Origin of the sequence: Microcystis sp. M53602_WE12, from assembly GCF_030065455.1 — a bacterium.
GTDB lineage: Bacteria > Cyanobacteriota > Cyanobacteriia > Cyanobacteriales > Microcystaceae > Microcystis > Microcystis aeruginosa.
This window is the reverse complement of sequence record NZ_JASJFB010000188.1, coordinates 1-12,943: the sequence shown is the minus strand read 5'-3', so window position 1 is coordinate 12,943 and position 12,943 is coordinate 1. Positions and strand designations below refer to the sequence as shown.

Below are 12,943 nucleotides of genomic sequence, written 5' to 3'. Positions count from 1 at the left end.
TTGGAGTGATTGGGGGGAAAATTCCGGGACTTTTTCCCTGAAAATTAGGTAATTGACCCCCTGAAAATGGGTAAAACCCCACACCCCACACCCCACACCCCACACCCTGCCCCCAGGAAAAGCTTTTTCAGCAAACCCTATGTAGGGTATAGATGCACAAATCAAAGATTTCAGAAGCAAAACCAATAAATTCCCGTACTGTTGCTTAAAACAGGAGTTTGATCATGAAATTACAGGGAAAAACTGCCCTAGTCACGGGGGCATCCCGGGGTATTGGACGAGCGATCGCCTTAGAATTGGCCCGACAAGGTTTAAGCAGAATTGTGATTGTTGCCAGAGATCAAGAGCGATTAGAAAAACTAGCGAAAGAAATTGAGTCCCTAGGGGTCATTGCCACACCTTTAGCCCTAGATTTAACCGAAAATGACCTTGTTAGTCCTTCAATTATCCGCGTTTGGCAAGAATGCCGCGGCATCGATATCCTCGTTAACTGTGCCGGTATTGCCCATCAAACCCCCTTTCTACGCTCGCAATTTTCGCAAGTGCAAGCAGAAATATCTTTAAATCTGATGGCCCTGTACACGGTTACTCGCTTAATTGCCCGCCGGATGGCAATTCGGGGACAGGGAACGATTGTCAATGTTTCCAGCATGATGGGTAAAATTGCCGCTCCTAGCTTTGCTACCTACTCGGCCACCAAATTTGCCATTTTGGGTTTTAGTCAAGCTCTCAGGTCGGAATTACGGGAACACAACATCAAAGTTGTCACCCTCTTACCCTCTTTAACCGATACGGATATGGTGCGAGAATTGCAGTTATTTCGATGGTTAAAACCGATGAGCGCCGAAGAAGTCGCCCAAACCCTAATTACCGGGTTAAATAGGGACAAAACGGAAATTGTCGTCGGTTGGCAAAGTCATCTAGCTCTTTGGTGTCAAAAATTGGCCCCGAAACTGCTCGAGAAAATTGTCGATTTAGCCTCTCCCTTACGCCAAAGCAAAGGAAAGCGAGGATGGCGAGAAGTGTTTAACTAGGGTTTAATTAGGGTCTGGTGAAAAAGTTTTTCCTGGGGGTAGGGTGTGGGGTGTGGGGTGTGGGGTGTGGGGTTTTACTCATTTTCATGTGGTCAATTACCTAATTTTCAGGAAAAAAGTCCAGGGATTTTCCCCCCAATCACTCCAAAGGTCGGCACTTTTTGAGGCAAAAAAAGTCTAAAAGCGTTATCCAACAAGGTTTTTAGATTTATTCAGCAAGCCCTAATTAAATCCATCAGGGTGAGCCATGCTCACCCTAATCACCTTAACTAACAGGCAATTAAACGGCTGTCAGGGTTTTTTCTAGAAGTTGTCGGGGAGCTTGAACCAAACCACGACAGTGGATTTCCGCAGAATTATTGGGACTTTCAATCAGTTTAACTTTATCTAATTCGGCTCCTAATTGGCGGATCCGTTCCCCTAATAGTTGAGCGATATGTAAGGCAATATTTTCCGCGGTGGGAACCACTTCGGCAAAGTAGGGAATATCCTTATTTAAAAAAGTATGATCGAAGGGTTCTACTACCAATTCATCGATCGCTTTTTGTAAATCCCCTAGATCTACAATCATACCGGTGCGGGGATCGATTTCCCCCGCCACGGATACTTCTAGGTGATAATTATGGCCATGACCGTTTACCCTAGCGCATTTGCCGTAGATTTCCGAGTTTTGTTCGAGGGTTAATTGCGGTAAAGCCAAACGATGGGCGGCGCTAAAATGGGTTTTGACGGTTAAAGTTGCTTCCATATCTTTTCCTTGATATTCTGCCCACAATTCGGGGTGTTCAAATAGTTGAATTTTGACTAATGGTAAATAGGGTGCTAATCTTTGCCAGATAACTCTGGCGATATTTTCTGTGGTGGGTAGGGTTTGCTGAAATTCCGGCCAGACTTGATTGAGATAGGAGTAGTCTAATTGACTGGTTATCTCTCGTTTAATTACCTGTTTCACGGTGGAGAGATTTTCCACCATGCCATAAGGATTGAGTTCTTTGTATAGGGAGACGTATAATTCGTAATTGTGACCATGACCGGGAAAACGGCTACCAAGACCAAAACGTCTTTGATTTTCGGCTTCGTCCCATTCTGGTAGATAATAGCGATGGCTGGCTGAAAACCTCGCTCGACGATTGATGATGCAATCCATAAATGTGGGCGATCGATGACTTTGTAAAGTTACGTTAAGAGCAACTTTTTCTAGCATAAACCAGTTTTGTCTCCTCCGGCTTGCGGACCGGAGAAAGTTATCCCTCAATTCCAGCAGAATGCGATCGCTGTGAGTCGAGAGTGAGAAAATTTATCTTTGAGAAGGTGAAGGAATTACTTTTTTACCACTATGATAAACTGTCTCTATCCATAACTTTCTAGCTCCCTCAATTCTTCTTTAGGAGCAATCGAGATGGGATACTTTAGTGGGCAAAAAAGTAAATTCGTAGGTCGGGTTGAGGTCACGAAACCCGACAGAAACCCTCAGTTGTTGGGTTTCACTTCGTTCAACCCAACCTACGCAAAAAGATCTACCAAAATAAACCGTCTCTATCCAAATTCGCTCGCTTCTTCAATATTAATAATCACTTCTTCTAAAGTTTCACCCTGACTCATACATCCGGGTAAATCGGGAATTAATGCCGTGTATCCTCCTTCTTCTTCGGGATAAATTGAAATCGGATATTTAAGAGACAGAAAGTATTTTAATATTGGTTGTTCCATCGATAGGTCTAAATAGGTTTGACTAAATCGCCAACTTGAGCATTATCAAAAGGTTTTAATTCATCGGATTCTACCACTTCAGATTTATAACTCCTCAATCCCAAAGAAGAATTTTCTATTCTTTTTCTATAAGTTTTTTTCTGATCGGTTTCAATTATAGATATTTTATCTTGAACGAAAATAATTCTTCCCGTACCTCTTACTAATTCGAGAAACCCTAAAGATTCGCCAGTATGGGGATCTAATATTTCTTCGTCATCGATACGATAAACCATCATTCTTTGACCTTCTCGAATTCCGTTCTGTTCACCTCTATTCATTACTAATTTATAGTCGTCAATAACCTTAACGACCGTGGCAGGAAAAGTTCCTTTGGGGGATAAAAGGGGAATTTCTGTGACGTTTTCCATAATTTCCTCTACAGGTTTAATTATTTTTTATAAATACTCGGTTTGACTTTGATTCTTTGAATAATTTTGTCTTCGTTATTAGCTAATCTGTCTAAAACATTTTGATAGCCCGCTTCTGGCTGGTCGAGAACTGTCTGTATTTTTTGATCGCTTTGTACATTTTTAACAAACCCCTCACCGATTAATACTTCAAACCCATCTTCGTCCGTATAGTAAAACGATATCATTAGTTGAGCGGCAAATAAATTTGAGGCTTCGAGTAAGCATTGAATATTATTATTTGCGTCCTTTTGAACTCGTAGGATTTTCGGAATAATATTTTGCTTGACTCTGTGATATTCTTCTAGTGCCGTTTGTAACGCCTTACATAGAGTAGCTATAGCTAATATAGCCATCGTGATTATAACAAAAAGAACCACTAGAGGAATAGGTGTCTGCCCAGCAAATACCCACGCAAGTAAACTAGCGACAAAACCCAGGAATCCCAGCACCAATGACTGAATTCCTAAAAAACTAGACCAAATTAACCCCCAAAAGTTATTTTTCATGTTTGTTCAAAACTCAAGAGACCGGTAATTAGCCAGTCTCTCAAGTCTTATCTATCTATTCTACTCGATTCCTTCGATACGGTCCTCCACTTCTTGATAAAGTTCCTGTAAGCGGTCTAAATTCTCTTGAGAAGTTTCCCAGTAACCGCGACCATTAACTTCTAGCAGGGTTCCCACCATCTTGCGGAAAGAATTAGGATTGAGATTCATCAGACGCTGACACATTTCCTCATCTTGAATAAAAGTGGTGTTGACATCTTCATAAACCCAATTATCCACCGCGTCAGCAGTTGCAGACCAACCCATGGTATTAACCAAACGCTTCGATAATTCTCGGACTCCTTCGTAACCGTGACTTAACATTCCCTCGTACCATTTGGGATTGAGTAACTTGGTGCGGGTATCCAAGCGCACGGTTTCCGATAAAGTACGCACCTGAGCATTAGCGGTGGTAGTATCGGCAATATAGGCCGCCGGTTTTTTGCCATCATCGCGTAAACTAGCCACAACTTTTGTCGGGTCCGAGTCGAAATAGTGGGAAACATCGGTTAAACTAATCTCGCTAGAATCCAAGTTTTGGAAAGTTGCCTCCGCAGTTTTTAAGGATGCTTCAAACAACTGACGATTATCGGCCATCATACCCGGATTATCCGAGTCGAAAGCAAAACCCTTGCGGTTGAGATACATATTCTGTAACTCTTTTTCATCTTCCCAACTGCTATTTTCCACCGCGAGATTGATGTTAGAAGAATAGGAACCGGAAGCATTAGAAAAGATGCGGGTGGCTGCCTGTCGAACCGTTAAACCCATTTCTTTTGCTTGTTCCATAGCGTGTTTACGGACATAATTCATCTCCATCGGTTCGTTTGCTTCCGCGGCCATTTTTACGCCTTGGTCAAGCAAGTTCATCTGATTGATAAATAAATCCCGGAAGACACCAGAACAGTTGACCACCACATCAATGCGCGGTCTTCCTAATTCCTCTAGGGGAATTAATTCCAATTTATTCACCCGTCCCAAAGCATCGGGAACAGGACGAACCCCCACCATCCAGAGAATTTGTGCTAGGGATTCCCCATAGGTTTTGATATTATCAGTTCCCCAGAGAACACAAGCGATGGTTTCGGGATATTTACCGCCATTATCCAGTTTTTGCCGTTCTAACAGGCGATCCACCACGATTTTAGCCGATTTTACCGCCGCTAGGGTCGGGATAGACTGGGGATCTAAAGCGTGGATATTTTTACCCGTCGGTAAAACTCCGGGGTTACGGATGGGGTCGCCACCGGGACCGGGAAGAACGTATTCCCCTTCCAATGCTTTTAATAGCGCCCCTAATTCATTATCGGCACAAACCTGTTCTAAACAGAATTCTAGGTATTCAAACAGGGGTTTTAACGCCACCGGATCAACTTGTGGATAACCCATCTCCTGCAAAGTTTCCAGCCAAGGCGATTTCTTGCCTATATTCAAGAAATTCAGCTTAGAAAGCATCGATACTCGACCTTCTGCGTCGGTTTGGGACTTGACTAAAGTTGCGACGGCAGCGCGAGTCGCTAGGGTGATGTTTTGCAGTAATTCCACATCCTCTAACACACCTCGATCGCTATTGCGATAAACTTCCTCTAGATCCCGGCCGATGCTGTTGGCAATAATTCGGGGTAAGGAGAGTAAATCGTCTTCTTCCCGGTCTAAACTGGCAATATTGACCAAAGTTGCCACCGCTTCGAGCGCCGAGGGGGGTTTCCCAATAACGTGAAGTCCGCAGGGAAGCAAGCGCGATTCAATTTCCATCAGTTTACGATAGACGGAACCGACAATATTATCCCGTTCCTCTTGACTGAGATGGGCAGTGTCACCATCAGGTAAACTTATATCTTTGTCGAGATTGACTAATAAACATTTATCGACAATGGTATTGACAATTTGCACCCCACGCCCACTATCTTTCAGGGTTTGGTAGGAACCGATCAACTCGCTTAGTTCTTTTAACCCTTTGTAGAGTCCGGCATTTTCTGCGGGGGGAGTGAGATAGGAGATGGTTTCCGCATAACTGCGACGTTTAGCGATCGTCGCTTCGCTGGGGTTATTAGCGGCATAATAGTAGAGGTTGGGAATCATCCCGATGAGGTTATCGGGGTAGCATTCCCCAGACATTCCCATCTGTTTCCCCGGCATAAATTCTAGGGAACCGTGGGTGCCAAAATGAAGAACCGCGTCTGCTTTCCAGACTTGATTGAGATAGGTGTAGTAGGCTGCAAAACCGTGGTGGGGACTAGCAGAACGAGAAAATAGCAGACGCATGGGATCCCCTTCATAACCGAAGGTGGGTTGAACCCCAATAAAAACATTACCGAACTCTTTCCCGTAGATTAATAGATTTTGTCCATCACTGTTGAGGTGTCCCGGTGGTGGTCCCCAATTTTCCTCTAAACGGACGGAATAGGGGGTTAAACGTTCGTATTCCGGTACGGACATCCGATAGGCGATATTTAGCTCCGGACTATGGTATTGTGCGGTGGCATCATGGATTACCGCTTCCATCAGTTCCCGGGGAGATGCGGGTAAGTCCTGCAAGTCATAACCATTATTTTGTAACGCTTGCATCACCTCGTAGATAGAACCGAACACATCTAGATAGGCTGCGGTTCCCACATTCCCTTTATCGGGGGGGAAACTAAAGACGGTGATGGCGACTTTTTTATTGAGTTTCGGTTTCTTTCTTAGGGTAGCCCATTTTAGCGCCCGTTGAGCGATCGCTTCTACCCGATCCTGTAAAGCGATCGCTTTACCCGTCGCGCCATCCCGGCCCGATAATATAATAGGTTCGATCGCACCGTCTAATTCCGGAATAGCAATCTGTAGCGCCACTTGAATCGGGTGTAAACCTAAATCGCTTTCTTCCCATTCCTGAGTGGTTTGGAAAACTAGCGGTAACGCGCACATATAGGGACGATTGAGACGTTTTAAGGATTCTATCGCTTTCGGATGATCTTGTCGCGCTGGACCCCCCACTAAAGCAAATCCCGTCAGGGAAATTACCGTATCAACGATAGCAACCGCTTCCACTCCTTTTAAGCTTTTATCCCAGAAGTATTCCTCTACCGGTTTAGAAAAATCTAATCCCCCGGCAAAAACAGGAAGGACTCGCGCACCCATAGACTCGAATTCCTGCACGAGAGCGACATAATGAGCGTCATCACCAGTAACGAGGTGAGTTCTCTGTAAAATTAAGCCAACACAGGGAGCCAAGGGGTCTTTTAAGTCATCGGCAATATCACTGCGGTTATTGTACCAAGCGAAGTATTCCTTGACATCCTCGAACATTTTCATGGATAAAGGATGCCAGATACCCAGATCCGGATAAACTACCGGTTCCTTGTAAACTACGCTGTCATCCTTGTTATCGAAGACGTACTTATCGGCCAACATTAACAGGAAGTTCTCTAAATTTTCTGCCGAACCCCCTAGCCAATACTGGAAACTTAACATAAAGTTGCGTGCGTCCTGAGCTTTTTCCATGGGGAGATATTTCAGGACTTGCGGTAAAGTTCGCAATAACTTTAACATCGCATCTTGGAAACCAGCGCCAGAGTTTTCCCTGCGCTTTTTCATAAAGTTAGCGATGACACTCTTAGACTGTCCCAATTGGGCCATGGAAAAGCAACCTAATTTATTTAAGCGCATTACCTGGGGCATGGAGGGAAAGACAATCGCCGCGTCTAATTTATCCCGATGGGGACTGACAGCGGCCACAACTTTATCGGCTAAATCTTCGATAAAGATGAGAGAAGCAATGAAAATATTAGCTTTGGCTACATCCTCTTGAAAATTGCGATAATTTTCCCCATCGCGCAGTTCTTCGATTAAATAACCACTAATTTCGATCGCTAGTTTCCGGTTGTTAGCGTTGATTTCCCTGACCGCACTACTCAGCGCACTTTGGTACTGAGGTTCTAGCACGACATAGACCACCTTGACCAGCGATCGACCATTCAACGCGTCGGGAACTATGTGACGAATGGTGGACTTGACGTGAGTGAACATATATGATGGTTCTCCTTAGGATTGCTGAGTCTGGTATGAAGTGATTTTCGTCATCAGATGACGATCGCCCTTTGTTTAAGGTATTTGGATATATATGTTTCTGTTTTGTATCAGAAAATGTCACCCCAATGAGCATTTACTCTGGGTTTTGACACAATTTGATAAATATCTTGCCATATTTTGTAACAGATGGTAAAGAGCTTTTTGAGTAAATGCTCAGGCCTTTCTTTACAAAAATTAATATTTAATCTATTGACTTTTAATTCCAAAAGTGTTATTCATTAGCACCTCAGACGAGATGTCCCTATTCAAGATCGGGGTTAGGATTCGAGGTCGTCTCGTACAGGGCCGCAAGTGCTATAACTCAATCAAGATCAGCTTTTTGTCCTTGTCCTAGACCTCTGGTAAAAATCAAAAATTGTTGTTAGGGTTAGGATTCAGTAGCAGGTAAGCTGTACTGGATTTAAACTGCCTATTGGAAATTTTAGTACAAATGCTCGAACTGGCAACTCCGGCGCTCCAGTGCAGTCTTAAGGAGTAATTTAGATAGTCAACAGCTTAATTATAGCGAGGAAATCAGGCAATAGTTTCAGAAAATTTGGCAAGTTTAGGTTGAAAAATCAACAATAAGGAAGTAAAGTTCTTAAAGTTTCGTTATGGTGGTAGAATTGGTTTATGGCTAAAAAGTTTTTATTTGATTCGATACGTCTATGACCGAGTTATTTGCTAGTGCAGCAGGCCGACATTTGCAAGATGCCAAAATTTTGCTGTCTAAAAACCGTTGGGACAATGCCATTTACCTAGCTGGTTATGTAGTAGAATGCGCTTTTAAGCTTTTAGTAGAACAGTATTTTAAAAATGATCAAAAAGCCGCTAAAAAATTCGGACATGATCTCAAGGAATTAGAAGGTAAAGCGAGGGAAAGATTAGGAATTCTCTATCCTCGTTTAGAGCAACAGTTACCAGTTTCTCGCATCCGGGGAACTGTCTTAGGGCAAAATCACCCAGAAAGAAGATATTATCAATCTGGATATTGGACTGAAGATCAGGCTAACTTGGCCGTTGAATGTGCTGAAGAAATTTATCGAGATATTATTCCCAGATTAGTGCTAAACGGTTATATTTCTAGTAAGGATATTTAAGATTCTGATGATTAGTTTTAGTGAAACTTTTGCTAGGGTAAGGGAATGCTTTCAGGATTCCAGTCTTGGTTCTCTTGTGGCCAAACTAAAATCCGTGATTATTATTCGTGATGTTGAGGGAAAAATTCGCTTATTTCTAGAGTTACAAGGGGAAGACAAGATAGAATCAAACGAAGAAAACCATCTATCTACACTCCTGTCTGAAAAACTTGAGGATTACTATGGCCGTGATATTTGGTGGCAAAAAGGAGAAGGAGATGCTTATAAAGCCCTGATTGATCTTATCATGAAGGAAAAAGTTAAGGCACCTTGGTTCGATGAATCGCCAAGCTTGGAATGGTATATTCTAGAACGTCATCTGGCTAAACAAGCATGGACAGAGAATAAAATTGGGCAGCAACTGCCTTGGGATTTTGAAAAAGTTGAAAAAGGATATAAACCAGCTATTGTCTCCTTTTTTTCCTTCAAAGGAGGAGTTGGTCGCACCACTACTATTGCCGCTACTGCCTTAACTTTAGCGCGGAATGGTCATCGAGTCGCTATAGTTGATCTTGATTTAGAAGCTCCCGGTCTGGCCACAATTTTTTCTAAAGATGTTGCCGCTAATTCTGGTGTCATGGACTATTTGCTAGAAAAGAAAGTTCAAAAAGACAAATGGAAACTGAGTTTAAAAGATATTAATGACTCAAATTTGTTAGGAGATGAAGGTGAAATCTTAAAATTGCTACCAGCAGGAAATGTGGATCAAGATTATTTAGAAAAATTGGCTCGTTTAGACTTTCAAAATCTTGTCAATGGTCAACTACAAGGCATTTTAAAACAAATGCTAGAAGAAATAGCAAGGTTAAACAGACCACTGGATTTTATTCTCATGGATGCAAGAGCAGGTTTTCATGATATTGGTGGTTTAGCTATTACTTATTTTTCCCATGCAGTGGTTATTTTTGGTACGGAATCTCGACAAAGTTGGGCAGGATTAACCCAAGTTATCCAACATTTAGCCCTATCTAACCCTGAGGATCCTTTACCATTAATTTTAGTTCATGCTCTCGCTCCATCTTTAGGAACAGTTGGCCGAGAAAGAGAGTTACGAAATTTTCGACAAAGAGCCTATACAATTTTCCAAGAAAACTATTATACTGAATCTGAAGATGTCCCTAACTCTAATGATACTGATGCACCATTTTTCCCGATAGTTGTCCCCTATGATAATAGTCTGCGGGGAGATATTGCCCTCTTTACTCGTGACTCACGGCACGATACTCCAGAAGAAAAAGAGAGATTAGCAAATCTCGTGAAAGTTATGACCGATTCTCCTTATCAAACTATTGCTGAAAAGCTTTGTCAATTATTTGGACGTGATGTGATTATAAACAATCGGTAAAAATTATGGCTGAATTCGATAAAAAAAAGTTACTGGAATTAATGGGAGCAGTTGCTCCTGGAAAAGCAACTGCTGAACAGGAAAGTGATGATGAAGACGTATTTCTCAAAAATTTCTTACCCGTGGTTGATTATAGAAAAGCTTTGGAGCCAAGCATTTTATTAATTCAAGGTGGTCGGGGTGTGGGTAAAACAGAATTATTTCGTTTACTAGCCATTCCCTCTGGACGAGAAGCTTTAGTTAATAGTTTAAATATTCGAGGTCTTGCTCCTTTAAATCAGACCAGATGGATTGCAGGATTTGGTCGCACTCGCAAAACTGCAAAACGATTTCCGTCACCAGAAATTATAGAAAAAGAAATGCAAAACGCTACTAATCTTGAATGGCGTAGTTTCTGGTTAGGATTGATTTTAGGTGTCATTTTACAGGAACAAGAATCTGATATTGCCAGCATTATAGGTCAAGAATTGGATCCAAATATTACTACTATTCTTAAAAATAGGTTATCGCTTTTATCAGAATGGAGAATTTTAGTTAAAGATAATTTTGAACATCTAAATTATGTTCTTGACAAATTAGACGAACAATTAATTAGTTCTGACCAATGGCTATTTATTACTTATGATGAATTGGATCGGTTATTGACTACTTATAATGCTCTAGCTAATCCGATTAGAGAATTATTAGCTTTTTGGCTCGATCGCTCTCGTCGTTGGGAGAGAATTCGACCAAAAATATTTCTTCGTACCGACCTATTTAGAGAGGAATTTTTGGGATTTCCTGATGCTTCTAAATTACAATCCCATCGGCTAGAATGGCAACGCTCTTGGCTCTATCAACTCTGGATTAAACGGTTAGCTAATTCCGATCAAGAAATGAGAGACTATTTACAGATGATCCCTAATTTAATTTATGAAAGCTCAACCCAACTAGGATGGAATGTTAGTAGTGATGAACGATTATTTGAAGAATTAATCGAAAAAATGATCGGTAAATATATGGGAGTTAGTCCTAAAAAAGGCATTACCTACCGATGGATACCTAATCATCTTCAGGATACTGGGGGTAGAATTGCTCCTCGCTCTTTTCTAAAATTATTCGACCTAGCGGCAGCCAAAAGATTAGAACGTTTTGAACAACTGACCGAGCTATACCTTCTACAACCCCCTGATCTCCAGAGTGCTTTAATGGATACTTCAGAGGATAGAATTAAAGAATTAGCACAGGAAGAATATCCTTGGTTAGAATCTCTAAAAACTAACTTAGAAGGGTTAAAAACTCCTATGCCGAAAGAAACTTTTTTAGAGGCTGTGCGCTCAACTAAATGGAGTCCTGAAAAAGAAAACAAACCTCCCGTTCAGGAACCTGAAGGGATTGTGCAATATCTAATACAATTGGGTGTGGTGGAAAGTCAGATTGATGATCGAATTAATATACCTGAAATTTATTCATATGGGTTTAAAGTTAAACGTCGCGGTGGGATTCAACGTCCTCAATAACTTGAGGATATCGACAATAATTTTATGTAGAATAAATAGTAAAATACATGAAGCAATAATAACTAATACTGGCAGATTTTAACAGTTGATAACTCCGATAGTTAATGTGTATTAGTCGGTGATAAACCCTTATTATTTTCAGTAATCGATCGACAATGTTTTTTAATTGGATAACTTTACCCTATTTATTAATTAATCCTGTTTTAATTCCCTTGAGTATAGCTCGATCGGAAACTATTCTTGCTCAAGAAGTCAGCGATCCTAATTATCAAAAACTGGTGCAGTACGCCCAAAATCAACAACTCGATCGCTTACCCATGGCCGATATAATCCAGAATATCGCCGCTCAATTTTTAGGAGCAAAATATCAAGCAGGATTACTCGATCGCTCTCCTACAGAAAAATTATTTATCTCTTTAAAAGAGTTTGATTGTGTCCTCTTTGTGGAAACAGTTCTCGCTTTGAGTCACAATTTTGCTTTAAAAAATTATCAGTATTCTGCTTTTAGTCAGCAGGTTTTAAATCAGCGTTATCGCCACGGTATTCTCGACGGTTATTGTAGTCGCCTGCATTACTTTTCCGATTGGATTAATGACAACCAAAAACGAGGCAATCTAGAAAATATTACTCACAAATTAGGAGGAATTACTCTTGACAAAAAGCTCAACTTTATCAGCAAAAACCGCCATCTATATCCCCAGTTAAAAACTCAAAGTAATTACCATTGTATTCAACAGTTAGAACGGCAATTAGAAAGCTTATCCTTAACCTATATTCCCACCGCTAAGATTAAAGATATTTATCCACAACTGCAAGCTGGCGATATTATCGGTGTCGTGACTAATATCGCTGGTTTAGATACCACCCATACCGGTCTAGTTTATCGCTTTGCCGATGGCAAAATTGGCTTAATTCATGCCTCTCCTGCTGGTCAAGTTACCATTGCTAAAGACCTAGAAAAATATATCACTAAAGTGGACAAAGCCATCGGTATTTTTGTCGTTCGTTCCCTTGATCCAAGAAATAGGTAGGGTTTGCTGAATAAATCTAAAAACCTTGTTGGATAAGACTTTTAGACCTTTTTGAAATCCAAAAGTGCCTGGCATGGGAGTGATCAGGGGGAAATTCAGGTACTTTTTCCCTGAAAATTAGGTAATTGACCCCCTCAA

At 41.4% G+C, this 12,943-nt stretch carries 11 protein-coding genes; 6 read left to right on the top strand and 5 right to left on the bottom strand.

All coding sequences use genetic code 11. The features are described from left to right. The first annotated feature begins 66 nt into the window (after nucleotides 1-66). Nucleotides 67-189 (top strand): hypothetical protein, encoded by a 123-nt coding sequence (locus PX482_RS07170; RefSeq protein ID WP_288025201.1) that lies wholly within the window; start codon nucleotides 67-69, stop codon nucleotides 187-189. 35 nt (nucleotides 190-224) lie between these two features. After that, nucleotides 225-1,034, top strand: a complete 810-nt coding sequence (locus PX482_RS07165; protein WP_002758498.1) for an SDR family NAD(P)-dependent oxidoreductase — start codon at nucleotides 225-227, stop codon at nucleotides 1,032-1,034. A gap of 280 nt (nucleotides 1,035-1,314) precedes the next feature. On the opposite strand, the gene PX482_RS07160 is transcribed toward PX482_RS07165, so the two are convergent. From PX482_RS07160 to PX482_RS07140, 5 genes are all read right to left on the bottom strand, one after another. Further along, nucleotides 1,315-2,181 (bottom strand): 6-pyruvoyl trahydropterin synthase family protein, encoded by an 867-nt coding sequence (locus tag PX482_RS07160; RefSeq protein WP_043999001.1) that lies wholly within the window; start codon nucleotides 2,179-2,181, stop codon nucleotides 1,315-1,317. Nucleotides 2,182-2,570: 389 nt separating this feature from the next. After that, nucleotides 2,571-2,744, bottom strand: coding sequence for a type II toxin-antitoxin system HicB family antitoxin (locus PX482_RS07155; RefSeq protein WP_002758496.1), 174 nt, complete (start codon nucleotides 2,742-2,744; stop codon nucleotides 2,571-2,573). 8 nt (nucleotides 2,745-2,752) lie between these two features. Continuing rightward, nucleotides 2,753-3,154: a hypothetical protein gene (locus tag PX482_RS07150; protein WP_002758495.1), complete on the bottom strand. Its 402-nt coding sequence runs from the start codon at nucleotides 3,152-3,154 to the stop codon at nucleotides 2,753-2,755. A gap of 20 nt (nucleotides 3,155-3,174) precedes the next feature. Continuing rightward, on the bottom strand, nucleotides 3,175-3,702 hold the full coding sequence (locus PX482_RS07145) for a hypothetical protein (protein ID WP_288058326.1): 528 nt from the start codon (nucleotides 3,700-3,702) through the stop codon (nucleotides 3,175-3,177). Between the two features lie 60 nt (nucleotides 3,703-3,762). Beyond that, the gene (locus PX482_RS07140) at nucleotides 3,763-7,749 is read right to left on the bottom strand and encodes a magnesium chelatase subunit H (protein ID WP_288122252.1); all 3,987 of its coding nucleotides are present in this window, start codon (nucleotides 7,747-7,749) and stop codon (nucleotides 3,763-3,765) included. 710 nt (nucleotides 7,750-8,459) lie between these two features. Between PX482_RS07140 and PX482_RS07135 the strand changes: the two genes are divergently transcribed. The 4 genes from PX482_RS07135 to PX482_RS07120 all read left to right on the top strand — a co-directional run bounded on the left by PX482_RS07135 (nucleotide 8,460) and on the right by PX482_RS07120 (nucleotide 12,805). After that, on the top strand, nucleotides 8,460-8,891 hold the full coding sequence (locus PX482_RS07135; RefSeq protein WP_288097000.1) for a HEPN domain-containing protein: 432 nt from the start codon (nucleotides 8,460-8,462) through the stop codon (nucleotides 8,889-8,891). 7 nt (nucleotides 8,892-8,898) lie between these two features. Further along, a complete protein-coding gene (locus PX482_RS07130) occupies nucleotides 8,899-10,275 on the top strand; it encodes a KGGVGR-motif variant AAA ATPase (protein WP_272080589.1) in 1,377 nt (458 codons plus the stop codon). 5 nt (nucleotides 10,276-10,280) lie between these two features. Further along, nucleotides 10,281-11,774 carry a P-loop ATPase, Sll1717 family gene (locus tag PX482_RS07125; RefSeq protein ID WP_288097003.1) on the top strand — a complete coding sequence of 498 codons (1,494 nt, stop codon included), beginning with the start codon at nucleotides 10,281-10,283 and terminating at the stop codon, nucleotides 11,772-11,774. 155 nt (nucleotides 11,775-11,929) lie between these two features. Then, complete coding sequence (locus PX482_RS07120) at nucleotides 11,930-12,805, top strand: N-acetylmuramoyl-L-alanine amidase-like domain-containing protein (protein WP_004163343.1); 876 nt, start codon at nucleotides 11,930-11,932, stop codon at nucleotides 12,803-12,805. Nucleotides 12,806-12,943 lie beyond the last annotated feature (138 nt).